The 24,243-nt window shown below is 63.2% G+C and carries 25 protein-coding genes; 13 read left to right on the forward strand and 12 right to left on the reverse strand.

Going from position 1 to position 24,243, the window contains the following annotated elements; all coding sequences use genetic code 11:
* Positions 1-450 (forward strand): lipocalin family protein (locus RKE40_RS25220; protein WP_316020948.1); only part of this gene is annotated, 450 nt, incomplete at its 5' end.
* 217 nt (positions 451-667) lie between these two features.
* Here the strand turns inward: RKE40_RS25220 and RKE40_RS25225 are convergent.
* The 3 genes from RKE40_RS25225 to RKE40_RS25235 all read right to left on the reverse strand — a co-directional run bounded on the left by RKE40_RS25225 (position 668) and on the right by RKE40_RS25235 (position 2,353).
* Positions 668-910: a DUF6894 family protein gene (locus tag RKE40_RS25225; protein ID WP_316020949.1), complete on the reverse strand. Its 243-nt coding sequence runs from the start codon at positions 908-910 to the stop codon at positions 668-670.
* 356 nt (positions 911-1,266) lie between these two features.
* Complete coding sequence (locus RKE40_RS25230) at positions 1,267-1,476, reverse strand: cold-shock protein (RefSeq protein ID WP_316020950.1); 210 nt, start codon at positions 1,474-1,476, stop codon at positions 1,267-1,269.
* A gap of 586 nt (positions 1,477-2,062) precedes the next feature.
* Entirely contained in the window at positions 2,063-2,353 is a 291-nt protein-coding gene (locus tag RKE40_RS25235) for a hypothetical protein (protein WP_316020951.1), read from the reverse strand.
* Between the two features lie 510 nt (positions 2,354-2,863).
* Between RKE40_RS25235 and RKE40_RS25240 the strand changes: the two genes are divergently transcribed.
* The gene (locus RKE40_RS25240; protein WP_316020952.1) at positions 2,864-4,393 is read left to right on the forward strand and encodes a PAS domain-containing protein; all 1,530 of its coding nucleotides are present in this window, start codon (positions 2,864-2,866) and stop codon (positions 4,391-4,393) included.
* Here the strand turns inward: RKE40_RS25240 and RKE40_RS25245 are convergent.
* The 5 genes from RKE40_RS25245 to RKE40_RS25265 all read right to left on the reverse strand — a co-directional run bounded on the left by RKE40_RS25245 (position 4,390) and on the right by RKE40_RS25265 (position 9,153).
* On the reverse strand, positions 4,390-4,746 hold the full coding sequence (locus RKE40_RS25245; RefSeq protein WP_316020953.1) for a response regulator: 357 nt from the start codon (positions 4,744-4,746) through the stop codon (positions 4,390-4,392). The genes RKE40_RS25240 and RKE40_RS25245 overlap by 4 nt on opposite strands.
* Positions 4,747-4,760: 14 nt before the next feature.
* A complete protein-coding gene (locus RKE40_RS25250; RefSeq protein WP_316020954.1) occupies positions 4,761-5,048 on the reverse strand; it encodes a DUF6894 family protein in 288 nt (95 codons plus the stop codon).
* A gap of 720 nt (positions 5,049-5,768) precedes the next feature.
* Positions 5,769-7,097 (reverse strand): class I SAM-dependent methyltransferase, encoded by a 1,329-nt coding sequence (locus tag RKE40_RS25255; protein ID WP_316020955.1) that lies wholly within the window; start codon positions 7,095-7,097, stop codon positions 5,769-5,771.
* Positions 7,013-7,816, reverse strand: a complete 804-nt coding sequence (locus RKE40_RS25260; RefSeq protein ID WP_316020956.1) for a DUF1365 domain-containing protein — start codon at positions 7,814-7,816, stop codon at positions 7,013-7,015. Before RKE40_RS25260 ends, RKE40_RS25255 begins: the two co-directional genes overlap by 85 nt.
* Positions 7,813-9,153: an NAD(P)/FAD-dependent oxidoreductase gene (locus RKE40_RS25265; protein WP_316020957.1), complete on the reverse strand. Its 1,341-nt coding sequence runs from the start codon at positions 9,151-9,153 to the stop codon at positions 7,813-7,815. The genes RKE40_RS25260 and RKE40_RS25265 overlap by 4 nt, the downstream gene beginning before the upstream one ends.
* A 143-nt stretch (positions 9,154-9,296) precedes the next feature.
* Here RKE40_RS25265 and RKE40_RS25270 point away from each other — a divergent pair, with 143 nt between their 5' ends.
* From RKE40_RS25270 to RKE40_RS25295, 6 genes are read left to right on the forward strand one after another with little or no spacing between them, the layout of a single operon-like run.
* On the forward strand, positions 9,297-9,896 hold the full coding sequence (locus RKE40_RS25270) for a hypothetical protein (protein ID WP_316020958.1): 600 nt from the start codon (positions 9,297-9,299) through the stop codon (positions 9,894-9,896).
* 30 nt (positions 9,897-9,926) lie between these two features.
* Positions 9,927-10,289 carry a DUF2147 domain-containing protein gene (locus tag RKE40_RS25275; protein ID WP_316020959.1) on the forward strand — a complete coding sequence of 121 codons (363 nt, stop codon included), beginning with the start codon at positions 9,927-9,929 and terminating at the stop codon, positions 10,287-10,289.
* Between the two features lie 50 nt (positions 10,290-10,339).
* Positions 10,340-10,957: a sigma-70 family RNA polymerase sigma factor gene (locus RKE40_RS25280; protein ID WP_316020960.1), complete on the forward strand. Its 618-nt coding sequence runs from the start codon at positions 10,340-10,342 to the stop codon at positions 10,955-10,957.
* Positions 10,954-11,580, forward strand: a complete 627-nt coding sequence (locus tag RKE40_RS25285) for a ChrR family anti-sigma-E factor (protein WP_316020961.1) — start codon at positions 10,954-10,956, stop codon at positions 11,578-11,580. The genes RKE40_RS25280 and RKE40_RS25285 overlap by 4 nt, the downstream gene beginning before the upstream one ends.
* Positions 11,577-12,380 (forward strand): DUF1295 domain-containing protein, encoded by an 804-nt coding sequence (locus RKE40_RS25290; protein ID WP_316020962.1) that lies wholly within the window; start codon positions 11,577-11,579, stop codon positions 12,378-12,380. Before RKE40_RS25285 ends, RKE40_RS25290 begins: the two co-directional genes overlap by 4 nt.
* Positions 12,377-13,399: an SAM-dependent methyltransferase gene (locus RKE40_RS25295; protein ID WP_316020963.1), complete on the forward strand. Its 1,023-nt coding sequence runs from the start codon at positions 12,377-12,379 to the stop codon at positions 13,397-13,399. The genes RKE40_RS25290 and RKE40_RS25295 overlap by 4 nt, the downstream gene beginning before the upstream one ends.
* Before the next feature lie 36 nt (positions 13,400-13,435).
* Here the strand turns inward: RKE40_RS25295 and RKE40_RS25300 are convergent, their stop codons facing one another.
* Entirely contained in the window at positions 13,436-13,873 is a 438-nt protein-coding gene (locus RKE40_RS25300; RefSeq protein ID WP_316020964.1) for a DUF2177 family protein, read from the reverse strand.
* 98 nt (positions 13,874-13,971) lie between these two features.
* On the opposite strand from RKE40_RS25300, the gene RKE40_RS25305 reads away from it, so the two are divergent.
* Both RKE40_RS25305 and RKE40_RS25310 read left to right on the forward strand, forming a co-directional pair.
* Positions 13,972-14,814 carry an alpha/beta hydrolase gene (locus RKE40_RS25305; RefSeq protein ID WP_316020965.1) on the forward strand — a complete coding sequence of 281 codons (843 nt, stop codon included), beginning with the start codon at positions 13,972-13,974 and terminating at the stop codon, positions 14,812-14,814.
* Between the two features lie 647 nt (positions 14,815-15,461).
* A complete protein-coding gene (locus tag RKE40_RS25310; RefSeq protein ID WP_316020966.1) occupies positions 15,462-15,965 on the forward strand; it encodes a YciE/YciF ferroxidase family protein in 504 nt (167 codons plus the stop codon).
* Positions 15,966-16,204: 239 nt separating this feature from the next.
* Here the strand turns inward: RKE40_RS25310 and RKE40_RS25315 are convergent, their stop codons facing one another.
* The 3 genes from RKE40_RS25315 to RKE40_RS25325 all read right to left on the reverse strand — a co-directional run bounded on the left by RKE40_RS25315 (position 16,205) and on the right by RKE40_RS25325 (position 18,773).
* Positions 16,205-17,227, reverse strand: coding sequence for a sensor histidine kinase (locus tag RKE40_RS25315; protein WP_316020967.1), 1,023 nt, complete (start codon positions 17,225-17,227; stop codon positions 16,205-16,207).
* A 161-nt stretch (positions 17,228-17,388) separates the two neighbouring features.
* Positions 17,389-18,330, reverse strand: coding sequence for a MarR family transcriptional regulator (locus RKE40_RS25320; RefSeq protein WP_316020968.1), 942 nt, complete (start codon positions 18,328-18,330; stop codon positions 17,389-17,391).
* A gap of 221 nt (positions 18,331-18,551) precedes the next feature.
* The gene (locus tag RKE40_RS25325; RefSeq protein ID WP_316020969.1) at positions 18,552-18,773 is read right to left on the reverse strand and encodes a hypothetical protein; all 222 of its coding nucleotides are present in this window, start codon (positions 18,771-18,773) and stop codon (positions 18,552-18,554) included.
* Between the two features lie 3 nt (positions 18,774-18,776).
* Here RKE40_RS25325 and RKE40_RS25330 point away from each other — a divergent pair, with 3 nt between their 5' ends.
* From RKE40_RS25330 to arsC, 3 genes are all read left to right on the forward strand, one after another.
* Complete coding sequence (locus RKE40_RS25330) at positions 18,777-23,285, forward strand: autotransporter domain-containing protein (protein WP_316020970.1); 4,509 nt, start codon at positions 18,777-18,779, stop codon at positions 23,283-23,285.
* 169 nt (positions 23,286-23,454) lie between these two features.
* A complete protein-coding gene (locus RKE40_RS25335) occupies positions 23,455-23,811 on the forward strand; it encodes an ArsR/SmtB family transcription factor (RefSeq protein WP_316020978.1) in 357 nt (118 codons plus the stop codon).
* On the forward strand, positions 23,804-24,241 hold the full coding sequence (gene arsC, locus RKE40_RS25340) for an arsenate reductase (glutaredoxin) (RefSeq protein WP_316020971.1): 438 nt from the start codon (positions 23,804-23,806) through the stop codon (positions 24,239-24,241). Before RKE40_RS25335 ends, arsC begins: the two co-directional genes overlap by 8 nt.
* Positions 24,242-24,243: the final 2 nt, after the last annotated feature.

The following is a 24,243-nucleotide window of genomic DNA, read 5'->3' on the forward strand; positions in this document are numbered from 1 at the left end:
ACGCCCTTCATCCCCCGCCCGCCCATCCGAAACCAGGACGGGCAGTCTCACCGAAACCGGCTCAAGGGGGTCAAAGTTGGATGCCGATCCCCCGCCTCACGGGGTCAAACTTGCACGCCGAAACACAACGGCGACGTGCGAGTGATCAACACCTGCCGTCGGGGCTCTATCGCGGGTCCCAGTCGATCGGCAGAGGCAACAGCCAAAGTGGTCGAAGGCTCCAACGGCACTAAACTCAAGGTGACGTTCGCTTGGCCCTTCGAGGGCGATTATTGGGTACTCGACCGCGCGAACGATTACTCATGGTCCATCGTCGGTGACCCCTCCGGGCGCTATCTCTGGTTGCTCACCCGGTCTGCAAAGCTCAGCGAGCGGCAATATGCAGCGTTGGTGAAGCGAGCGGCATCGCTCGGTTACGATGTTGGCTTGTTGAGACGCACCAAGCAGTAGCAGCGGGCGTCATTACCAACGCTCGATACTCAGCTCTAAGTGACGTGCCGCGCAGGCTTTTGTGCCCGATCAGAATCGCTTTCCCCGCTTTGAGCATTTGGCCGCGGCTTAGCCGCCGACGCCATGGCCTGCCCAATCTGCACCGAGCAGCTCCTGAACCTTCGGTTTGACGTCTCCCTGTTGAACTGACCCCGCTTGTTCGCGCTTGCGGAGCGCTTTAGGAATCCAAACGTATCCAGTGCTCGCTGAGTGTCATGACGACATGGTATAGAGGCACGCTGCCTCGCCGGACTCGCACGGCAGTTCGAGCGTCGCCGCCGCGCAGAATGTCGTCATGCGCAATGCCGGCTAGCATCTGCAAGGCCGCCCCGCGAGCCGCGTCTTCGTCCTGCAGGTCTTGCCCCGTCAGATCGACGGTATCGCTTTCACCGTTGAAAACGTCGAAGAAGAAGCGGGGCATGGTACTTTACGCTGGCCTGTTGCGCTTCTTCGTCAATGGTGATGCCAAGGCAGCTTGTCTGTCAGCCTCGTTCTTGTCGAGGCGCTGTTGCCTCTGCCTTGCCATGTTAGCGTCGCGTTCATGGGTGACGGTTTTGGCTTCTAACAAGATTCGGTCGCGTGCCAGGGACTGAGTTTGAACTTTCAGGAAATTGCGGTCGGCAGTGATGCGCTGCGGGAGTAATCAGTCATTGGATCTCCGATCCAGTAAGGCTCTATTTAGCCATAAAAAAAGGCCAAGCATTTAGCTTGGCCTTCCGAATAACCATTTGTCGGCGATGCCAGTACATCCGTGGTCATCCCCGATAAAGAGTTCGATTACGCCACCTGAAGCTGCTCGGCGGCCATCTTGCCCGATCTACTATCGCGGGCGACCTCGAAGCCGAGCTTCTGGCCTTCGTGCAGATCACGCATCCCGGCGCGCTCGACAGCGGAGATGTGGACGAACACGTCCTGGCTGCCATCGTCCGGCTGGATGAAGCCGAAGCCCTTGGTGGAATTGAACCATTTCACTGTGCCGGTGGTCATTAAAACCTCCTTCTGGCAAGACCTGTCGCTCACCGAACAGGATGTCCGGCGAGTTCAGAACGATTTCGCAAGGGGGAGATTATCAGGAACGCGCCAACGCGCGAAAACAACAACGACCAACCAACAAATATCGACGTCTGAGAACATACCGAACGTCATCATATTTGTCAAATATTATTCGATGACCGCCAAATTCGTGGCCGAAACAACGTTGCATTAGCCGCTTATTCTACACGTCTCTCCTTTGCGTCACGCCGGTTTCGAGCCGGCCGCGGTAGGGAACCGGAGGCGTCCAAACGGCATTTTTCTCCCGGACTGGGAGGCGCCGATGCCGAAGCACCGCTTTGCAGTGGACGACGGAGATTACCTGGATCTCACAGACGTATCGAGCTTTCGAATGACATCGTCGCCGTAAGTGATGCGCACCGTGCACTGGCTGAGCTGGTTGAAGATTTGCCGAAAGGCGCATGGGTCGTCTTTTGCGTCGCGATCTAAGACGCCTCGAGTAGGGGCATTTACCGGGCTTTGCTAACTTTTCGAGGCGAGACAGCCGCCGATATGAAGAGAGGAGGTTTGAACGACGGAACTAAGCCATAGCCGCCGCCCGCACGGTCGGCTCGGCGTCTGCCTGCTCGGTAGGCAATACGCGCCCGGTGGCGGCAATGTAGCTATCGCCATGGTGCATCACCGCTATCAGCACCGTAGTCCCGTCGTCGCATTCCACAGTCAGGCGACCAAAAAAAGCTGCAGGGTCGACGGTGCTCGTGTCGCAGTTCATATGGCCCACTCTTAGATCGTCGTAGGCCGGGGCAAATGAATAGGCGAGCGGTATCCGGCGCCCATCACGCAGGACAAATGTTCCCGATCCGGTCAGCATAGCATGTCTCCGCCGGGCGGCTTCAATGCGAGCCGCGGCGGTCATTTCCAAAAGTGGCATGGAGACAACTGCCCCCACATGAGACGCCAAGCGGCGTGCCACTTCAATGTCTTTTGACAATGCCCTGCCCGTTGAAGGAACCGCCAAGTCCTGGACCGTCGTCTGATTGGCACTCAATCGCTGAGTGCTCGCCCCGCGCCGATCTAGCGAGCTTGGTGCAGTGCGGGAAATTCGAGGCGATCGAACGCGCCCCGGATGCGCCGCAAGTTTCTTTGCTCCGAAGACAACCCGGTCTCACTCGTGCGATCTGCCTGCTCCATTTTTTGGCTGAGATGATCCGAAAGCCTCGCATCCATAAGGGTGTTCGGGGTTTTAACGAATCCGCCATTGAACTTGGCGGGGCCAAGAGAGTTGCGTTCTCGTTACAGCAATCTCGTAGCGTCACCCAGCAGATGACACGACCACCGCAATTGCCTTGGGCTACGACACGCGTGAGGAGATCAACGACGAATGAGCGCCGAGACCGAGCATGATCGTATCGAGAGCGAGATCGACAAGGTCGGCAAGTCATCGGACCCCTTCGCGTCCGCCGTTCGCGCAACCAGGATGCCGATGCTGATCACCGATCCCAATCAGCTCGACAATCCAATTGTCTTCGTCAACGACGCCTTCCTGCTTCTGACCGGATACGGTCGCGACGAATGTCTCGGGCATAACTGCCGGTTCCTTCAGGGGCCGGATACCGACCCTGCCGACATTGCGAAGCTTCGAGATGCGATCGAGCGCCGCTCGCAGATCGAGATGGAGATCGTCAATCACCGAAAGGACGGCAGTCGATTCTTCAACCGCGTGCTGATCTCTCCGGTGTTCGACGAGGACGGCCACCTGACCTATTTTTTTGCCTCCCAGTTCGACGTCACGCTGGAGCGCGACCGTCTGGTGCGGCTCCAGCGCGAGCACGATAAGCTGGAGAAAGAAGTCGAGCGCCGCACCCGCGAGCTCCGGCTTTCCGAGGAACGGCTCAAGTTCACGATCCAGGCCGCGCGCCTCGGCTCATGGACGCTCGACCTCACCGACATGCGTCTGACTTGCTCGGACATATGCAAACGCAATTTCGGGCGACCGCCCAGCGAGCCCTTCACCTATCAGGACCTAATCGCGACGATCTTGCCGGAGGAGCGGCCGCGCATGCAGCAATCGGTCAAGGATGCAATCGAGGGCCATCACGACTACGAGCACGAATACCGGATCGAGACGCCGTCCGGCGAGACCCGCTGGATCATGGCGCGCGCACGGCCCTACTACTCGGCGGAAGGCAAGCCTCTCAGCATGGCGGGCGTCACGCTGGACATTACCGAAAGCCGCCGCAACGAGGAGCAGCGGCTGCTTCTCACGGCCGAGCTGAAGCATCGCGTCAAGAATTCGATGGCGACCATCCAATCGATCGCGACGCAGACGCTGCGCAACGCGGGCTCGCTCAAGGAGGCGGCCTCGGTCCTCACAGCCCGCATGCAGTCGCTGGCATCGGCGCACGATCTGCTCACGCGCGAGGAATGGCAGAGCGTGACCATTGCGGAGGTCGTCGCGAGTGCCACCGAGTCCTTCGACGTCCCTGGCGCCAGGCCCTTCCGCGTCGGCGGTCCAGCCATCAGCCTGCCACCGCGTGCCGCGATGGCGATGGTCCTTGCTCTACACGAGTTGTCAGCCAACGCGGCTAAATTCGGGGCGCTGTCGGTGCCAGAAGGTCACGTTGTGATCGACTGGCAGGTCGCCAATCACGCTGGCGCGAAGATGATCGAGTTCCGCTGGCAGGAGGTAGGCGGGCCCGCAGTCACAGGCAAGCCCAGCCGTCGCGGTTTCGGAACGCGGCTTATCGAGAAGGTGCTGACGGCCGAAATGAACGGCAAGGGCTCGCTGCGCTATCTGCCCTCCGGCGTCGTGTTCACGCTCGAAGCGCCGCTCCCGGACCAGGACAAGATCAGCGGCAAGCCGGACGACGAGGAACTGTTCCGGCGCAATATCAGCTCGTCTTTCGATTAAATAAGCTGCGAGAGCGCTTCGTGCATCTGGCGCTCGGAATAGGGCTTGGTCAGGAATCTCACATCGTCCGGCAATTCGCCCGCCTGCAGCTTGTGATGACCGGGCACGACGATGATCAGGATCGGTGGCCACCGATCGCGCACGGCGTTGGCCAGCTTCAGCCCATCCATGGTGCCTGGCATCTGGACGTCGGTAATGACGACGCGGATATCGTCGCGCCCCTCCAGTATAACGACCGCCTCGTCCGCGTTGGCAGCCTCCAGAACCTCAAACCCCGCATCCTCGACGATGTCCACCGCGTGGAGCATCAACAACGGCTCGTCTTCCACGATCAAGGCGATTGGCTTGTTCACTCCACTCGGTCCGTTCAGGCCGTCTCCGGCTCGTCGCCGTCGCAACCGCTGGATTCGAGTTTCGCGCGATAGATCGTAGCGCCTTCGTCGTCATAGATCTCGATGCCAAAATGAGCCTTACGCTTTCCAAGAGTATGATCGCGGGCCATCTCCGTCGCGATCTGTGCAGCACGGCGCGCCGCCTTTGCGTCGGGAATTCCATTGGCTCCCCCCGCTCGGACCCAAATGCGCACATTACATCGCAGCTTTCTCTGCCCCGTGGATGCCGAACGACAGAAGAGGTCGCCAGGTTCCGGGATCATACCGTTCTTTTTGCAATGAATGAGCCATCGTGTGCCGCGCGGTGGATTTCTATCGCTCTCGCAAACTGGCGAAGTTGAAGCGTGGCTTCAACATTAGGAACTCAAGCGGCCGATCATGCGTACGGCTGCTACCCAGCCCCCGTCGTGGTCCTGAGCCTCGGCATCGGCCACGAATTTGTCTCATCTTCACATCGCAGAGCACGAAGGATGGAAAGACGCTCCCGTCCGCGCGCCCTCATATTGCGCGATAACCAAGGCGCGATGCTCCACATGGCAACGAAACCTGTTCCAAGGAAGGCCGTTATGCCGTCGACAACGCCATCGAGCGGCCAGCTCAGCGTGGGGATGAGCTGCATTATCAATCGCCGGATCGATGACCCCGCCCTGGACGCTCGAATACTCTGCAGTGCATTCGGCCTGCCGCGCTCCGCGCTTTACCGTCTCTTCGCCCCGATCGCCGGCATCGTTAGCGCCGATTGGCACGAGTTCGCCTGGCGCACAATGCTTCGACGCACGGAAGGACCGCATCGGGAAGATCGCGCGCCAGTTCGGCTTTTCGAGCGACGATGCCTTCTCGCGCGCCGCCTCGCATCTGCGCCCGCCGCTAGAAGCGGGCAATAGCAATTTGGCGAACTTGCTTCGGCACCTTGCCTGACTGTCGGCTTTTCGGCTGGAGCCCCGACGTCCGGTATTGGCTCATGCAGGACGACGGCAGGGCCCCTAAGGCAGCTTCTGCCGCCCACCTATGGCAACCAAACTGACGTCGATGGTTCCTGCGCGGAAGCCAGCCTCGCAATAGCAAAGATAGAATTCCCATAGCCTTCGGAACGGCTCGTCGAAGCCTTGCAGGGCAATCTGCGGCCAGCGTTCCAGGAACCGCCGACGCCATTCCCTCAGCGTTTCGGCATAGCTGTCGCCGAAATCGAAGCGCTCGATCGTCGTCAGCCCGGCGCAGCCAGCAGCGTCTTCCAGCGCGCGGACTGAAGGCAGGCAGCCGCCCGGGAAGATGAAGCGCTGAATGAAGTCCGTGCCCCGCTGGTAATGCTCGAACAGGTCGTCGTTGATAGTGATGGTCTGTAGAACTGCATGGCCTCCGGGAGCCAGCGAGCGATCCAGCGTGGCGAAATAGTTCGGCCAGTAATCGCGCCCCACGGCCTCGATCATCTCGATCGAGACGATGCGATCGTAATGGCCGGCTACATCACGGTAATCCTGGAGGCGAAGTTCGACGCGATCCGCGAGCCCGAATTCGGTGATCCGCCGCTGCGCATAGTCGAGCTGTGCCGGCGAGAGCGTGATCGCCGTGACGCGGCAGCCCTCTCGGGCCAAGCGCTCTGCCAGGGCGCCCCAGCCACATCCGATCTCTAGGACATGTTCGCCACCGGAAAGCGCGAGCATCTCGACGATCCTATCGAGCTTGCGGTCCTGCGCGGCCTCAAGTGTGTCCGTCGGTGCTTGGTAGAGCGCAGACGAATAGGTCATGCTCTCATCGAGCCACTGCCGGTAGAAATCGTTGCCGAGGTCGTAATGGGCGGTGATGTTGCGACGGCTGCCGGCCCGACTGTTGGCGTTGCGCCAATGCCGGAGGCGGTTGAGCAGGCGCGCCGGCCAGGCCCCCGAGACGAGCTGGCGCAACGTCGCGTCGTTGCGCGCTCCGAGCTCGATCAACGCCATTAGGTCCGGCGTCGTGAAATCGCCGTCGCGATAGGCCGCGGCGAGCCCGATATCGCCATCGAACAGCAGGCGGCGCATTGCCCGCCATCTCTTCATGACGATCGTGGCTTGCGGGCCGACCGCGGCTGGCCCGCTCCATAGCCGTTCGCCCTCGGGCGTGACGACGCTCAGCCGGCCGACGGCGATGCGCGAAAGCAGCCTGCGAAGGAACCAGCGCGAGAGGCCGACCCCGCCCGGCAAAGAGAGTGCCGGCTCGGCCAGCGGCGCCTGGCGTTCGGTTTCGGGCAGTCTCATGGCTGCATCCGTCCTTTCGCGTGGTGTACCGTTGCCCGCGCTCGGCTGAATGGACGTTCCGGCGGAGCCGGATGCGTCCACCAGGGAATGCGCTTCGCCAGCAGAAGCAGAGCGTGCCAGTGGATCGCGGCCGTGACCTTCAAGGTGAGCAAGGGGTGCGTCGCGAGAAGGCGCAGGAGCGTGGTATCGTCGAGCGCGCGGCGGCGGCCGGTCAGCGAGGCTGTGATCAATCTCCCGTCCTCGTCATGCCCATCAATGGCGACCGAGACACGGTCCCCCGGCGGTTCGACCTGGAAGGCGTAACGCATGGCGAGGCCCATGAACGGCGAGACGTGGAAATGCTTCTCCGCCTCCTGCCGCAAGGGATGAGCCTGCGCGCCCGCTGGCGCGACATAGCTGTGGATCTCGCCAAAGGTGTTGTGCACCTCGTAGACAATCGCCCGCAGGGCGCCGTCGCGGCCGTAGCAGAAATAGGTGCTGAGAGGGTTGAAGGCATAGCCGAGGATGCGCGGCATGGTCAGCAGGCGGACGCTGCCGCCATCCCAGTCGATACCCGTCGCCGCCAGCGCTTCCGCTACCTGCTCCTTCAGCGGCCTGCCGCTGCGATCGCCGTAATCAGCATCGCGAAAGCCATAGAGGTTGAAGCGGTTGCGCGAGAACAGCCGCAACCGCCCGTCCATGACGTCGATCTCGTCGAGGTCGATCAGCATCCAGAAGACACGATATGACAGCGCATGCGGCCTGGGGCGGAAGCGATGGTGCCGCACCCGGCCGACATACAGGGCTGAATGCCCGATCATGCCGCCAACGCGCGCAAGGAGGCTGAGGGAATGCGGCTGGATTCGTCGGCCACGCGCCAGGGCCGGCGCACGTCACCGAGCGCTTCCGCGACGGCGAGCCCGGCCTGCAGGCCGTCCTCGTGGAAGCCCGAGCCGAAATAGGCGCCGCAGAACCAGCTGCGCCGAGCGCCCTGCAAAGCCCACAACCTTTCATGAGCCGCAAGCGCGGCCTGATCGAAGATCGGATGCGCGTAGACCTCCTCATGCAGGATGGCGTCCTGGCGCAGCGTGGCAGGTGGGTTCAGCGTGACGAAGAACGGCCGAGTCCCCGGCAGGTCTTGCAGGCGGTTCATCCAGTAGGTGACAGCGCAAGCGGCATCGGGCCTGCCGCGCTCGCCGATATGATTCCAGCTGGCCCATGCGCGGCGCCGCCTCGGCATCAGAGCCTCGTCGCCGTGCAGCACGGCGCGATTGCGGCTGTAGCGGAAGGCGCCGAGTGCGGATTCTTCGCGCGGATCGGGGTCGGCAAGCATGGCCAGAGTCCGGTCGGCATGTGTTGCAAAGACGACCTCGTCGAAGTGCTCGCGCCAGCCTTCGCCAGAGACGAGCACCTCGTTGGGCAAGCGCCTGACCTGACGCACCGGCGTACGGAGTCGAACGCGCCCGCTGAACCGCTCTTGCAGCCGCGCTACATAGCGGGCGCTGCCACCGCTAACGGTCCGCCAGACCGGCCGGTCGCTGAGCTGGAGCAGACCGTGATTGTGGTGGAAGCGCAGGAAAGCCCGGGCGGGATAACCCAGGATCTCGGAACAGGGCGCCGACCAGATTGCCGCCGCCATCGGCAGGAGATGATCGTCGCGGAAGGCATCGCCATAGCCGCCGGCCGCAAGATAGTCGCCGAGAGTCATATCTGCGGCGCCTGCCACCTGCGCGTCGCGGGTCGCGTCGCGATAGAAGCGGACAAGCCCTCGCAGCATGCCCCAGAAGCGCGGGCTGGCCAGATTGCGCCGCTGGGCGAACAGCCCGGCAAGGCCGGTGCCGCTGTATTCGAGACGTCCATCGTCGAGCGAGGCGGCGAAGGACATCTCGGTCGGCTGCGTCGCGACGCTCAGTTCGGCGAGCAGCGCAACGAAGTTCGGGTAGGTTTTCTCATTGTACACGATGAAGCCGGTATCGACCGGCGTCTTGCCGCCATCGCCACACGGGACCAAAACCGTGTTTGCATGGCCGCCAAGACGCGGCTCCGCCTCGAACAGCACGACTTCGTGAGCCTGTCCCAGCAGCCAGGCCGCCGACAGGCCGGAAATGCCGGCGCCGATGACGGCGATCTTCTTCGAGGGTCCGTGCGCCTGCGCCATCGCTATTCCCTACTCTTCGGAAGGCTATACGCCGGGCGCCTCACTTTGGATTAGCCGCCACATCCGGGAAATTACCCGCGGGCCAAGTGAACCCATCACCGTTGCCGGGCGTAATCGGACCATGGCAACCGGGAGACAGATTAATGCCGGTGACGGGTCTGAAGTGTCTCTTCACGGCGATGGGCAACTACGCCTCCCATCCGCAGCCGCGCGAGAGGGCCGCCAACACGGTCGCGCTGGTGATCGTTTCGAACCAGCCCTTCTATCCGCTCTACATCTTCTGGACGGTATCCCCCGTGATCGGGCCGTCCTTTCTCACCTTCCTGTCGACGCCCCTATTCGGATTGGTGCCAGCCGTGATGCGGCGCAATTCCGAACTCGGACGTTGCCTGCTGCTCAGCGCCGGCATCGGCAACACGCTGCTCTGTCGCTTCGTCTTCGGCAGCGCATCGGGCGTCGAGGCCTTCCTGTTCCCCTGTCTGATGCTGGCCATCCTGCTTTTTCGACGCGACGAACCTCTCTATGCCGCTGGTTTCACGGTGCTGTGTTTCGCTGTCTATGCCTTGCCCGTCGACGCGATGGCAGGACCGCTGCATATCTACCTGCCGCAGGAATATGCCGCGCTTCAGCGCCTGAATTTCCTGAGCGCGGCCTCGCTGACGGTGCTGATCGGCTGGCTATTTGCCCGGCGGCAGCCCGATGGTCCGGCGGAAGATGAAACCGGAACGGGCCGACACACGTAGAAGCGGCACAACCTGCGGAAAGGACATCGCATGAGACGTCTTCTGCTCGTCTTGATCACCGCCTCGCCGGCGGCCGCCGGCTCGACCACCCTGGACGGCACCTGGCTGCGCGACGATGGCAATGCCCGCGTCGTTATCGCGCCCTGTGGTGACAAGATCTGCGCGATCAATCTCTGGGTCGGCGATACCAGCAAGGGCGAGGCGGCCGGCGACAAGCTCGTGATGACGCTGTCGCGCCAGACCGATGGGACATTTTCTGGCACCGCCTACGACCCGAAGCGGGACTGGACCTATTCGATGACGGTCAAGACAGCTCCGGGCGAGCTCAACACGCGCGGATGCATTCTCGGCCGCCTGATCTGCCGCGATGTCGGCTGGAAGGCAGCCGATTAGCGTTCCGACGCTGGGGTGATCCGTTTTCGCGTCGTCGCCGTATCTTGGACATGGCCATCGCATCCGCCTTCGCCGTCGAAGACATGCGCAAAAGGCCAGCAGCGCAGGGAAAGCAGCTTTTCGCCTTGTTTGACCCCAATGCCTTGATCGCTGCCATTGCGCGCTCGGGTGACCGAGACGCGTTCGACAAGCTGTTCGACTATTTTGCTCCGCGCGTGAAGGCATTGCTGATGCGCGGCGGTGCTCCGGCGGAACTGGCGGAGGAGATCGCACAGGAGACGTTGCTGTCTGTCTGGCGCAAGGCCGCGATGTTCGATCCCGCCAAGGCGAGTGCCTCGACCTGGATCGCTACCATCGCGCGCAACAGGCGCATCGACATCGCCCGGCGGGAAACACGTTCGCGGCTTTCGCAGGTTTACGAGATTCTGGATGAAGAAGCCCCCCAACAACCTGACGACGCGATCGCGGGAGCCGAGCGGGATGCCCGGGTCAGGGCGGCAATGACCGGGTTGTCGGCCGACCAGTATCGCGTCGTTCAACTCGCCTTCGTGGAAGGCTTCACCCATCAGGACGTCGCGAAGCACCTGGCGATCCCGCTCGGCACGGTGAAATCGCGGCTGCGGCTCGCATTGTCGCATTTGCGGGGAAAGCTGGAGGATCTGCGATGAGCGTGGTCCATCGCGCTTCGGACGAGACACTCGCCGCCTTCGCCGCTGGCAGGCTGGACGAAGGTCTTGCGGTCGTCGTCGCGGCTCATATCGAGCTAGATCCCGAGAGCCGGCGTCGCCTGCGGGAGTTTCAGGCCATCCAGGGGGCTTTTCTCGACTCCATCGAACCGGTCGCGATGACGAGGCGACCACAGGTCCCTGCCGAGCAGCGCCCGCTTTCGGATAATCTCCTCGTGACGCCCCGTCCGGCCGAAAGCGGCGTGCCGGATGCGTTGAATCCCTATGCGCTTGGGCCGTGGCGCCCGATTGGACTTCGCATTGCAATGCGCCGTGTCGAGGTACCGGGCGCGGAGGCGCGGGTCTTCATGTTGCGAGCCGGCCCCGGAATCGCTCTGCCACCGCACAAGCATACCGGCTTCGAGTGGACGACCATCCTTGCCGGCGCCTATGAACACCAATACGGCCGCTATGCTGCGGGCGATTTCGACGAAGCCGACGCAGAGCATGATCACACGCCGAGCGTGGACCCGGTCGAGGGTTGCACCTGCCTCGTCGCCATGACCGGCAACGTTCTGCTGCAGGGCTGGCTCGGACGCCTGCTGCAGCCGCTGGTGCGGTTTTGACGCTCGCCTCCTTCGCGGCCGCGCTTCTCTTCGTCGCAGTCGCGATGTCGGCCAGCATGCGCCTCGCGACCTGGATCGAGCGGCGTACCGGCAATTCCGGCTGGATCGACGTGGTCTGGACGTTCGGGCTCGGCGCAACCGGCGTTGCCGGCGCGCTGCTGCCCTTTGGCGACGGGCCTCTCGCGCGGCGCCTCTTCGTCGCAGCGCTGGTCACGGCCTGGGCGTTGCGCCTCGGCCTGCACATCGCAGGGCGCACGACCGGGATCTCCGACGATCCACGCTATGCCCGCATGAAGCGGGATTGGGGCGCGCAGGCCGCCGGGAAGATGGCGCGGCTGCTGCAATTGCAGGCGTTCGCGAGCATCCCTCTCGCGACCGGCATCATCCTGGCGGCCCATAACCCGGCGGCGTTCGGACAGATGCAGGATTGGCTCGGTCTTGCGCTGTTTCTTGCTGGAATCACCGGAGGTCGGATCGCCGACAGGCAACTGCGCACATTCGCACGCTCGGATGGCGGCGGCGTATGCGATCAGGGCCTCTGGGCCTACTCCCGGCACCCCAATTACTTCTTCGAATGCGTGCTCTGGTGCGCCTATGCGGTGATCGCTTCCGGCGCTGCTTACGCTCTCGGCTGGCTCGCCTGGCTTGCACCCGCCGCGATCACGCTGCTGCTCGTCCGCATCTCCGGTATCCCGCCGCTGGAGGAGCACATGCTCGCCAAGCACGGAGACGCCTATCGCGACTATCAGGGCCGGACCAGCGCCTTCATTCCACTCCCGCCGAAAGGAGTCGGGCCATGACCATCATGCAGAGACTATCGAACTGGGGCGAGGCCTTGCCCCTGCCCGATTCGGTCAGCCGCCTGGTCATCGCCTCTCTCGTCGGGCGGACGGATCGCATGCTCGCATCCCAGCCCGGCAATGCCGCCTTCTTCGCGCGGGAGATGGCGGAGCTTCCGATCGCGCTGCATACCGACGCCGCCAATGCCCAGCACTACGAGGTGCCGGCAGCCTTCTTCAATCAAGTTCTGGGGCCGCGACGGAAATACTCCTGCTGCTATTTCGCTGATCCTGGCGATAGCCTGGCGACGGCAGAGGACCGGGCTCTGGCCTTGAGCGCAGAGCATGCAGGCCTCGCCGACGGGCAGGATATTCTCGAGCTCGGTTGCGGCTGGGGCTCGCTGTCGCTTTGGATGGCTCAGGCATATCCGAAGGCGCGCATCGTCTCGGTTTCGAACTCGGCCTCGCAACGCGCCTTCATCGAGCAGCGGGCACGCGAGCGCGGCTTGCACAATCTGCGCGTGATCACCGCGGACATGAACGACTTTGCACACGGGGAGCGCTTCGACCGCGTCGTTTCGGTCGAGATGTTCGAGCACATGGCGAACTGGCGCACACTGCTCGGACGCGTTCATGGCTGGTTGAAGCCGGATGGACGCTTGTTTCTCCACGTTTTCGCCCATGCGCAGGGCTGCTATCGCTTCGAGGCCGGCGACAACGCCGACTGGATCGCTCGCCATTTCTTCACCGGCGGCATCATGCCGTGCGCAGCCTTGGCACACCAGTTCCCGGACCTCTTCGCGGTGGAGGCCGAATGGCGCTGGAGCGGCGAGCATTACCGGCGCACCGCCGAGGACTGGCTGGCGAACTTCGACCGTAACCTCCCGGCGATCGCCCCCATCCTGCGCGGGGTCTATGGCGAGGAGGCGTTGCTCTGGCAGCGGCGCTGGCGCCTGTTCTTCCTGGCGACGAGCGGGCTGTTCGGACACGCCGGCGGCAGTTCCTGGGGCGTCAACCACTATCGCCTGCGACCCGTCTGACCGGCCAGCGCTGGATCGGCGACGGGCCCCGCCTCATCAGCCGACGCGACGCGCGACCTCGTAGGCGATCCAGCTGCAGAAGCCGACCGCGACGGTTCCATAGACGATGTCGGCGAGCGTTATCGTCAGCGTCCAGGGCTTCAACGTCGCGTAATTCGTGAGGTCGTAGGTGGCATAGGCGAGCATGCCGATCAGGGCGCCGTTGATGAGCGCGTCACCGGCCCCGCCGCCTCGGAGCGCCGGCAGCACCGCGAAATGCAGCACGCCGAGCGGGAAGCCAAAATAGAACAGGGCCGCAGGCACGTAGCGAATCGGTTGCACGATCAGATCGCCGAGCGCCGGGCGATAGAGCCTCGCCGTCATGGTCCCGAGCCAGATCGCATCGCAGATGCCGAAGGCGATGAGAAAGGCGACGTAGCCGGCGACTAGGCGCATAACGACCTCCATTGGCGTGTGCCAACAGATACGCAGCATCTGCTCCTCCGGATTACCTTGAGCAGGTCGACCGCCCCGGAAATCCAGGGCCCGCCGTCCGACGTATCCATTGCCAGGCCGGCAAACGCGAAGGCGCCATGACGATCATGAATTCCAGGCGCGCTGTCATGACGGCGCTTTCCACGTTCGCGCTCGCGGGCTGTGCCGCGCTGCGGCCAGGCGCTTTGAGCAAAGGTGAGCGCGATGTCGCCTATGGTTCCCACCCACGGCAGTCGATGGATATTTACGTTCCAGGCGGTGGCAAAGCCGGACGACCGGTCGTCTTCTTCATCTATGGCGGCTCGTGGGCGAACGGCGCCAAGGAGAGCTACGCCTTCGTCGGCGACGCCTTGGCTGGACGGGGTTTCGTCACCGTGATTGCCGACTACCGGCTCGTGCCGGAGGTGCGCTTCCCGGTTTTTATCGAGGACGGGGCCGCGGGGCTGCGCTTCGTCCGTGACAATGTCGCACGCTTCGGCGGGGATCCGCGCCGGATCCATCTGATGGGGCATTCTGCCGGCGCCTACAACGCGATGATGCTGACGCTAGACAAGAGCTATCTCGCGGGTGCTGGACTGCCAGCGAACTTGATCCGCTCAGTAGTTGGCCTCTCGGGCCCCTATGATTTCCTGCCGCTGGATATCGACGTGACCAAAGCCGCCTTCAGCAATGCACGCGATCTGGCGCGGACGCAGCCGATCAATTTTGCGCGTGTGGACGCGCCGCCGATCCTGCTCGCCACCGGAGCCGATGACACCACTGTCCTGCCTCGCAACAGCGAGCGTCTCGCCGCTGCGTTACGCCGCGCCGGGGCGCGCTCTGTAACGTTCAAGACCTATACGGGGCTTGGCCACGCCGAAACTGCAGCTGCGCTTGCGCGCGTCATAAGTTGGCGCGCGCCCGTTCTTGATGATGTCGTTAGCTTTCTTGAGCGGGCCTGACCGATGTCAAACGCTTGGATGTTGCCAGATTTGATATGGCTGCGCGGTCTTCGAAAAAGGCAAAGAGGGAGCGTCTGCCTTGCCGCGCAGCCGGCGACATCAGCACATAGTCCATTTCTGGAGGAAGAAGGGCGTCCCGGATCGAACCCCGCCAATCGGCATAGCGCCCTCGCGACGATTTCCACACGATCTGTTTCGATGACACGCTGCCCAACGCGACACGGAGGGCCGTCCGAGCAGCATTCCGACACTGCCGAAGGCCAGGCATAAACCTCGACACACGTACACCAGGAACATTGTATCGCAGAGGCCTTTGGACAGCATGGATAACAGAGAGAAGCCGCTGATGAATTGGCCAACGGCGCTTTGGTTGCTTGCTGTCGTCTTCGTCATCATCATGAGCTGGTACTTTGCCTACGGTACTAACATCCCATGGTACGGCTGACGCCGCGGGGTTCGGCAGGGTCGGCGCGCTACGGCTGCCGCGAAGCGGTCGCGGAAGCTGCGCCTGGGCGGAAGCAGGGCGTCGAGGCGCGTCCTACGTTTCTGTCTCGCCAGCCCAATATCTACGGCCGATCCGGAACAAGGCGGCGCGCAACCGGTTCAGCCCGGCAGCGGGGGGAGCCCACAAACAAGGGAGCGCCGCCATGGGCTGGTTTTCCAAGGATATTGCCAACATGGACGATCTCTTCGTCCATACGCTGCGCGACATCTATTATGCGGAGCATCAGATTCGCAGGGCCTTACCTGACATGGTCGACAAGGCGACGAATGCGGATCTGAAACAGGGATTCCAGACACATCTCCGAGAGACGGAACAGCACATCGTGCGGCTCCAGGAGGTTTTCCGGCTGCACGGCGTCGAGGAGAAGGGTGTGAATTGCCCGGCGATCGACGGCATTCTGGAGGAGGCAAACGAGATTGCCGGCGAGGTTGACGACAAGCAAGTTCTTGATGCGGCACTGATAGCGGCGGCTCAGGCTGTCGAGCACTACGAGATCACCCGTTACGGAACGCTGGTCGCCTGGGCCAATCAGCTAGGTCGCAGTGACTGCGCGGCTTTGCTGAAGCAGAACCTCGACGAGGAGGCCGCAACCGACGAGAACCTCTCGCGGCTGGCCATGAGCAACATCAATCGCAAGGCCGCCTAGCTGCGTCCTGGGCCGCTGCCCCGATTTGGTGAGTAGCGGCCCGACCTTTGTGCCCCTTCCGCTCAAGGGGCAGAGCATTTTGGGGCCCAGCTGCGAAGCCCAAACTGATCGCAGCCATGGTCATACGGAACTGTCCGGTGCAATCCCAACTCAGTCGATCGTATCAGTCGTTCTAAGGCGGTCGAAACCTCGCCACCAGATTGCGCCAAAGCGGCCTGTCGGCAGATCGGAAGGGGCACTCAGCGCGACAAATCGGCCAGCCTCACTTCGACTGTTACTGACAAGCCTGCAGGCTGCCATTCATAGGTCATTGTTGCACCTAGCTGGGATCGCGCAGCCCTCTCAACTAACACACTCCCGAAACCGTTTGGACCGGTGGGCGCATTGACAATTTGAGGGCCTCCCTCTTCGCGCCATAGCAGTCGCAGCTGCCCAGCCGCAGCATCCACCGCGACATAGACAGATCCATCACCTGTGGAGAGGGCGCCATACTTTACGGCGTTGGTAGCAAGCTCATGAAAGACCAGAGCCAAGGCCGTCGCTGCGTTCGGGCCCACAATGGCATCGTCCCCCTCGATCAAAACCCGTCGGCCCGAAGCGCCTTGGTATGGTTCCAAAAGGCGCGCGAGGAGCGACTTTATCCCCCCATCTCCAACCTCTTTTCTTGAGACGAAAGCGTGAGCGCGATGCAATGATTGCAGCCGACTTTCGAGCTTCTCCGCGAACTCCTTGTTTGTGGGCTCGAACCTCGCTGCCATGCGAACGAGGCTGTTGACGACGGTAAAGATGTTGGCGATGCGGTGCGACAGTTCGCGGGAGACCAGCTCACGCTGCTCTTCAGCCCGCCTGCGAGCGGTAATGTCGATGTGAGCCCCGATCAGGCGCAGGGGAGCTCCCGCATCGTCCCGGACTATTTCTGCTTTCGCGAGAATCCAGCGTGTCTGTCCGTCGCTGGGCCGTATGATCCGATATTCGACCTCATACTCCGTTTCCGGCCCGTTTACTGTCGCAAGAAAGTGGCTCAGCACACGGTCACGGTCTTCCGGGTGAATGCGGGCTACCCAGGCCTCATGGGACTCGTGGGTTGCGTCGGGCGGCAGGCCATGCACCACCAGATACTCTGGTGAGCGCACGTTCCTGAAATTGTTGCCCCGCAGATCGACTTCCATGCCGCCGATCTGGCCTATCCGCTGAATACGGGCGAATTCTGCTTCTCGCGCGCGCAGCCTGCACTCTGCCGATTCGCTCGTGTCTTCTGCCATGTCACTCTGGTCCGCCGATAACCAAGCTTACGCAGCCAAACCCCTTCTCCGCAAAGTCATAAGACAACGCCGCGCCAGGGGGCCTGCTCGCGGAGTAAAACTAAGGCCAGCCTGACGACCGAAGCTGACAGTCCTTTCTGTCGTATTCTGCCGGTTCTGGGTCACAAGACATTTGACGGACGAGCTACCTCGCTGAGATTACGGAGTATGCGCTCAGCGAGCAGGCGGTAATGTGCCATCTGGCCTGCAGCCCAAGACTCAAATTCCGATAGAAAGTCCGCCGAAACGGCAACGCTCCGACCACCACGGTCGACGCTGAAGCAGCCGCGCCGTTCAGCGCTTGCGAGGATATTGCCGACGTGCTGGCGTGAGATTCTAAAACGCTCGGCCAATCCGCGATAGGAGAGAGGCGCCGGCGCCGCTTCGCCTGCTAGTGCCGCATAATGCGCCGCAAGAACAGCGGACAGAACTGGGTAGCCGCAATCCTGCCCGGTGATCTCGACGACATTGCAGAAAGGAGCGAAGTAGAGGTCCTCCTGCAGAAACATCTCGTAGGAGGCTCCGAGCCAATCCGCCAGTCCGGAAGGGTCAAACTGGAGCTTCGCAGCCATTGGCGACGCAGCCGGGTCCAGGCGTTCGGAGGCTTTGAGAAAAGCCAAGGGTGAGCGGCCGATTTCCTGAAGCAGCGTGATCGAAGGGCTCAACCGCAAAGCGCGTCGGTCTGCTGGGAGCCGGCTCGCAACGATGAAACTGCCCAACTTGAGCGTGCCGACCAGCTCCGCGATCTGCCGAGCGCTGGCTGGCGCGATACGCTGGAGCGCCGCGAGCGTCGGAGCCTCGCCGATATTCCGGCGCCAGCGCGCGTGGAGACCGATCAGAGAGAAAGCCACGAGATAGCGCAGCCTCTGCCCGAAGAATTTATCCGCTGGCCACGATGCTTCTGGCCGCTGGATCACCGCAGCGCAATACAAGCGCAAAGCGTCACGAAAACCAGTGCCGCGAAGCAGGTTGGCGGCATAGGGCCAAGGAGCTCTGTCGACATGGCGGGCGATCGCGCGGTGGAGGACATCGGCGCGGGTGGCCGGTTCCGGCAGATCATGCATGACCGGATGCTTGCAAATTTTGGACTTTGCGAAGTGAGATCGGCATGGCCTTGATGCAGTGGCCCGACGACAGCTGATTGAGCCACTAATAGCCGGCCATGCGAATGACTGCTACTCGCTCAGAGGATCTCCGAGTCGTTCGGCCAAATGCCGGCAGAAGCGCTCATTTGATCGAAGCGAACCGTTCGAATTTCCATGCAGCATTGCTTTTGGCGGCCCTGCTAATATCGCTTGAGAACTTTGGGTGCCAAGCTGCGCTTTCCCAAACGGTTGGTAATATCGGCGGCCTCGCCGAAGTGTCGACTGATAATCCTTTCCCTTACAATAGAGTGAGATTCATTGGGACTGCCGGCCACATCCGCGCCCTGAACGATCTCAATCTTGGCAGCAGCGTAATCGCGGATACAGGTTCCGTTGGTCGTCTGTCCGCTGTCGCCGGACATTCATTGAATATCTACTTTCACAGTTTCCTGACCGGGTCGACCGTGTATTTCGGCTCGGCCTCGGATACCGGCAATATCAACTTCAATGGCTGGGACGGGGCAGGAGGAATCGATCTCAATCTTGTCCTGGACGGAGGGACATTGACGGCTCTGACCGTTCAGCCCGGTGGTGTAGTCGTTCATTCCCTCAATGTCGTGCTGAGCCAGGCGAAGTCCCTCACAATCAACAACGATGCGACACTTTATCTATCGAGCGATGCAACCACAATCTCCCGTCTGGAGGGCAACGGTCAGATCGGCATTGCCGCTCCACTGACGATCGGCGGAGGATCATTTTCGACCAGCATAACGGGAGCGTCGCGTCTTACTTTCTCCGGGGACAGCACCTGGACGGGCGTCGGTACCGGCATCGGCACGCTCGAGGTTCGCTCCGGCGTAACGTTGACAACCAACAACTCGGCGGCAGTGGAGAGCTCCACCAATCTCCAGATCGAAGGCACGCACCGACTGAACTCTCCATTGTCGGTGAACGAGCTCGGCGGCAGCGGAGTGATTGCGCTCGGACCCGGGACACATCTGACCGTAGGGTCACAGAATGCCGGCTCCGCCTTCAGCGGTTCGATCTCGGGCGACGGTGGATTCACCAAGCAGGGCATGGGCAGGCAAACGCTGACGGGCGCCAACACCTACACCGGCGGCACCACGATCAATGCCGGCACGCTCGCGCTGAGTGGCGCTGGCAGCCTTGCCGCGATCGGCAATCTCAACCTCGCGACTGCAAGTGCCGAGTTCGACATCAGTGGGGCATCCGGCAACCGGACCGTCGGCGCCTTGTCGGGTGTGGCCAGTACCACCATTACGCTCGGCGCCAACACGCTGATCTTCGGCAATGCGACGAACCAGGCCTTCGCCGGTTCGATCGGCGGCACCAGCGGTATCGTCAAGCAGGGCGCGGGCAGGCAGACGCTGACGGGCAGCAACACCTACACCGGCGGCACCACGATCACGGCCGGCACGCTCGCGCTGAGCGGCACCGGCAGCCTCGCCACCAGCAGCAGCCTCAACCTCGCCGCCGCAAGCGCTGAATTCGACATCGATTGGGCATTGGGCAACCGGACCATCGGCGCCTTGTCGGGTGTGGCCGGCACCACCGTCACGCTTGGCGCCAATACACTGACCTTCGGCAATGCGACGAACCAAGTCTTCGCCGGTACGATCGGCGGCACCAGCGGTATCATCAAGCAGGGTGCGGGCAGGCAGACGCTCAGCGGGACCAGCAGTTATGGCGGCACCACGACGGTCGCAGCCGGCGAGCTGCGCATCGATGGCGCGCTGACCGGCCTCGGTGCAGTGACGGTCGCAGCCGGCGCGACCCTGTCCGGTACCGGCGCCATCGCCGGGGCCGTGACCGTGGACGGGACCTTGTCGGCGGGGCACAGCCCCGGCACGCTAACGGTCGGATCCCTCACGCTCAACAGCGGTTCGACCTCGATCTTCGAGCTGAACTCGCCGGGGGTGGTCGGCGGGAGCGATCCCGTCGCCGGGAACGACCTTGTCGAGGTCACCGGCAACCTCAGGCTCGGCGGTGCGCTCGACGCACGCGCTGCGGCCGCCGGCTATTATCGTCTTTTCGACTATGGCGGCACGCTCACCGGCAGCTTCGACAGCCAGAGCGTCACCTCGACCCGAGGCGGTTTCTCCATCGCCGATGCGCAGGTGGATACGGCCGTAACTGGACAGGTCAACCTCGTCGTGCTCGGCTCCGGCCAGACCATGCAGTTCTGGGACGGAACCAATACCTCCGGCAACGGCATCGTCGACGGCGGAACCGGAACCTGGTCCGACTTCGGCAGCAACTGGACCAACAATACCGGCAACGCCAACGGCGGCTGGGGTGGCTCGGTCGGCGTGTTCGCCGGCACCGCGGGCGGTGCGGTGACTGTCGTCGGCGCAGTGAGCTTCGACACGCTGCAATTCTCGACCGAGGGTTATGCGCTGAGCGGCGGCACGCTATCGATCGCGCCCGCAAGCGGAACCGCCGGCACCTTCAACGTCGACAACGGCATCGTCGCCAGCATCGGCTCGACCATCGTCGATGGCAGCGGCACGGCCATCGAGAAGGTGGGAGGCGGCACGCTCATTCTTGCGGGCAACAACGGCTACAATGGGGGGACGACAATCGCTGGCGGCACGCTTCAGATTTCGGCCAATGCCAATCTCGGCGCGACCACAGGTGACCTGACCCTCGACGGTGGTACGCTGAGGACGACAGCGAGCTTCACCTCGGCCCGCAATGTCGTGATCAATGCGGCCGGGGGCATTTTCCAGACTGATGCTGACCTGTCCTGGTCGGGCGGCATCAGCGGCAGCGGCTCCCTGACAAAAACCGGGATCGGCACGCTGGTGCTCACCGGAACGAACAGCCATGCCGGCGGGACCACGGTCAGTGATGGTGTCCTGCAGATCGGCGACGGCGGCACCTCGGGCTCGATCACGGGCGCTATCGTCAACAACCGCACGCTCGCCTTCGACCACTCGGACGATATCGCCTTCGCCGGTGTGATCTCGGGCACGGGCGACATGCAGAAGCGCGGCGCCGGGTCGCTTACTCTGACCGGTGTCAACACCTATTCCGGCGGCACATTGATCGCGCGGGGCACGCTGATCGGCTCGGTTCGCAGCTTCGGCGTCAGCCAGATCATGAACAAGGGCGCACTCGTCATCGACCAGGCGGTGGATGCAAGCTTCGCCAACACAATCAACGGCACAGGCTCCTTCACCAAGCGCGGCGCCGGCAATCTTACCCTGAGCGGCGGGGGCGCGCTGTTCGGGGCGACTACGGTCGAAGCCGGCAAGCTCTCGGTCAATGGATCATTAGCCTCGTCGGCGATCACGGTGCTGGACGGCGGCACGCTCGGCGGCTCGGGCACGGTCGGCGGCATCGTCGCCAAGGCTGGCGCAACGGTGGCGCCAGGCAACTCGATCGGGACGCTGACGGTCTCCGGCAATGTCGTCTTCGCCTCGGGCTCGATCTATCAGGTCGAGGTCACCGCGGCGGGCCAGAGCGACCGGGTCGTGGCCTCGGGCAGCGCCAGCATCACCGGGGGCACGGCGCAGGTGCTGGCCGAGAACGGCAACTACGCGGCGGCGACCAGCTACACCATTCTGACGGCCTCGGGTGGGGTGACCGGCCAGTTCTCGACGGTGAGCTCGAACCTGGCCTTCCTGACGCCATCGCTGAGCTATGACCGCCAGAACGTTACCCTGACCATGACCCGCAACGACACCTCGTTCGGACCGGACAACGGTGGTGGCGGAAGCTCCGGCGGTAACGTCATCCCCAGCCCCGGCACGGGCGGCGGCTACATCGCCGCGAGCCGCAACCAGGGCTTGGTTGCGATCGCGGCTGAGCGGCTGGGCGTCGGTAACCCGGTCTATGACGCACTGATCTCGGCGACGGCGGCCGAAGCCCGCGCCGGCTTCGACCTACTCTCGGGCGAAGCGCATGCCCAGGCGGTCAGCGTCATGATCGACGAGAGCCGATTGGTGCGCGACACCATTCTGGGCCATCTGCGTGGCCCGTTGCTGACCGCGCCAGATGGCCAGGTCACGGCGAGCTTCGCCGCCGACCTAACGACCCGCAAGGGGGCGGTCGTGATGCCGGCGCCAGTGCCACGGCCTCGCTATGCGCTCTGGGGCACGGCTTTCGGCAGCTCAGGCGACATTGATGGCGACGGCAACGCCGCCAAGCTCTCCCGCCGCAGCGGCGGCGCGCTGCTCGGGGCGGACCTGATGGTCTACGACGGGCCGGGCTCGTCGCTGAAGCTCGGCGTCGCCGGCGGTTACAGCCAGTCGCGTTTCGATCTCGATGCACGTCTCTCCTCGGGTAAGCTGGAGAGCGGCCACGCCGCGCTCTATGCCGGGGCGCGCTTCGGCAATCTCAGGCTCGATGCCGGCGCAGCCCATAGCTGGTCGGAGAGCGACATCCGCCGCCAGGTGCAGATCCGTGGCTTCGGCGATCTCTTGCGGCTGCAGCGTCCCGGCTCGGTTACGCAAGGCTTCGCCGAGCTCGGCTATGCCTTCGCCTTCCACGGCCTGGCGCTGGAGCCCTTCGCGCAGCTCGCCCTGATCCAGGTCTCGACCGACGCTGGCACCGAACCTGGCGGGGCTGCGGCGCTCAGAGTGCGCTCCTCCGACCAGGCGCTCGGCTTCGCCACGCTCGCTCTGCGGGCCGAGGCGCGGCTGGGCGAGATGCCGCTCTTCGCTCGGGCCATGCTCGGCTGGCGCCACGGTTTTGGTGAGTTGGTCCCGCAGGCCCGCACCGCCTTCGTTGCGGGCACCACGTCGGCGGCCGTCTTCGTCACTCCGATCGACCGCGAGGCGGTGGTGGCGGAAGCCGGTCTCGACTGGCGCATCTCGCAGGCAACCGCGCTCGGCTTCACCTACTCGGCAGCGATCGGTGAACGCTCCCGCGATCACGCCCTCAAGGGCCGGGTAGAAATGCGATTCTGAAGCTGGTGGCCAAGGCCAACATTCGCGCGCTGGCCTGTTCAGATGCAATCCGGGCTTGGGTTCACTAGCGCCATTTCCGAACATTGGGCACCCCCAGAAAGCAGGCGTTTAGCACCAACACGCCTGGGAAGACTTGCGCAGTCAAACATATGTCGATAAGTCTCGACACATGGAAAACGAGCAAGTCATCCTCACCTTAGCGGCGCTGGCGCAAGGCACCCGGCTCGACGTGTTCCGCATTCTCGTGAGCGCCGAACCCGAGGGGCTGGCGGCGGGCGAGATCGCGCGGCGCCTCGAGGTTCCGCACAACACGATGTCATCGCATCTCGGCATCCTAAGCCGGGCGGGCCTCATCCGCTCCGAGCGCTTCAGCCGCTCGATCGTCTACCGGGCGGATCTCGACACCCTGCGGTCGGTCCTGGCCTTCCTGCTGAAGGATTGCTGTGGCGGCCGCCCCGAGATCTGCGCGCCGCTGATCGCCGAACTTACCCCTTGCTGCCAATCGAAGGCCAACGCCGATGTCTGAGCCGATAGACGTCATCATCTATCACAACCCCGCATGCGGAACCTCCAGGAACACACTCGGCTTGATCCGCAACGCCGGCATCGAGCCGCACGTCATTGAGTACCTCAAGACGCCGCCGAGCCGCGCGTTGCTGAAGCAGCTCCTCGATCGCGCCGGCATGAGCGTCCGGGAGATCCTGCGCGAGAAGGGCACCCCGTTTGCCGAACTCGGGCTCGGCGACGCCAGCCTGTCGGACGAGGCCTTGTTCGATGCGATCGACGCGCACCCGATCCTGATCAACCGCCCGCTCGTCGTTTCGCCAAAGGGCGTGAAGCTCTCTCGTCCATCCGAAGCCGTTCTGCCGCTCCTGCCGCCGCAGCGTGGCGAGTTCCGCAGGGAGGACGGCGAGCTCGTGGTCGACGCAGCCGGCCGCCCCGTCGCTTTGGCCTGAGG

Origin of the sequence: Allobosea rubneri (assembly GCF_032464875.1) — a bacterium.
Classification (GTDB): domain Bacteria; phylum Pseudomonadota; class Alphaproteobacteria; order Rhizobiales; family Beijerinckiaceae; genus Allobosea; species Allobosea rubneri.

Coding starts and splice junctions, on each gene's coding strand:
- RKE40_RS25225 (WP_316020949.1), bottom strand. CDS start 910: ATGCCCCGCTTCTTCTTCGACGTTTTCAACGGTGAAAGCGATACCGTC.
- RKE40_RS25230 (WP_316020950.1), bottom strand. CDS start 1,476: ATGACCACCGGCACAGTGAAATGGTTCAATTCCACCAAGGGCTTCGGC.
- RKE40_RS25235 (WP_316020951.1), bottom strand. CDS start 2,353: ATGCTGACCGGATCGGGAACATTTGTCCTGCGTGATGGGCGCCGGATA.
- RKE40_RS25240 (WP_316020952.1), top strand. CDS start 2,864: ATGAGCGCCGAGACCGAGCATGATCGTATCGAGAGCGAGATCGACAAG.
- RKE40_RS25250 (WP_316020954.1), bottom strand. CDS start 5,048: ATGATCCCGGAACCTGGCGACCTCTTCTGTCGTTCGGCATCCACGGGG.
- RKE40_RS25260 (WP_316020956.1), bottom strand. CDS start 7,816: ATGATCGGGCATTCAGCCCTGTATGTCGGCCGGGTGCGGCACCATCGC.
- RKE40_RS25265 (WP_316020957.1), bottom strand. CDS start 9,153: ATGGCGCAGGCGCACGGACCCTCGAAGAAGATCGCCGTCATCGGCGCC.
- RKE40_RS25270 (WP_316020958.1), top strand. CDS start 9,297: ATGCCGGTGACGGGTCTGAAGTGTCTCTTCACGGCGATGGGCAACTAC.
- RKE40_RS25275 (WP_316020959.1), top strand. CDS start 9,927: ATGAGACGTCTTCTGCTCGTCTTGATCACCGCCTCGCCGGCGGCCGCC.
- RKE40_RS25280 (WP_316020960.1), top strand. CDS start 10,340: ATGGCCATCGCATCCGCCTTCGCCGTCGAAGACATGCGCAAAAGGCCA.
- RKE40_RS25285 (WP_316020961.1), top strand. CDS start 10,954: ATGAGCGTGGTCCATCGCGCTTCGGACGAGACACTCGCCGCCTTCGCC.
- RKE40_RS25295 (WP_316020963.1), top strand. CDS start 12,377: ATGACCATCATGCAGAGACTATCGAACTGGGGCGAGGCCTTGCCCCTG.
- RKE40_RS25300 (WP_316020964.1), bottom strand. CDS start 13,873: ATGCTGCGTATCTGTTGGCACACGCCAATGGAGGTCGTTATGCGCCTA.
- RKE40_RS25305 (WP_316020965.1), top strand. CDS start 13,972: ATGACGATCATGAATTCCAGGCGCGCTGTCATGACGGCGCTTTCCACG.
- RKE40_RS25310 (WP_316020966.1), top strand. CDS start 15,462: ATGGGCTGGTTTTCCAAGGATATTGCCAACATGGACGATCTCTTCGTC.
- RKE40_RS25315 (WP_316020967.1), bottom strand. CDS start 17,227: ATGGCAGAAGACACGAGCGAATCGGCAGAGTGCAGGCTGCGCGCGCGA.
- RKE40_RS25320 (WP_316020968.1), bottom strand. CDS start 18,330: ATGCATGATCTGCCGGAACCGGCCACCCGCGCCGATGTCCTCCACCGC.
- RKE40_RS25325 (WP_316020969.1), bottom strand. CDS start 18,773: ATGTCCGGCGACAGCGGACAGACGACCAACGGAACCTGTATCCGCGAT.
- RKE40_RS25335 (WP_316020978.1), top strand. CDS start 23,455: ATGGAAAACGAGCAAGTCATCCTCACCTTAGCGGCGCTGGCGCAAGGC.
- arsC (WP_316020971.1), top strand. CDS start 23,804: ATGTCTGAGCCGATAGACGTCATCATCTATCACAACCCCGCATGCGGA.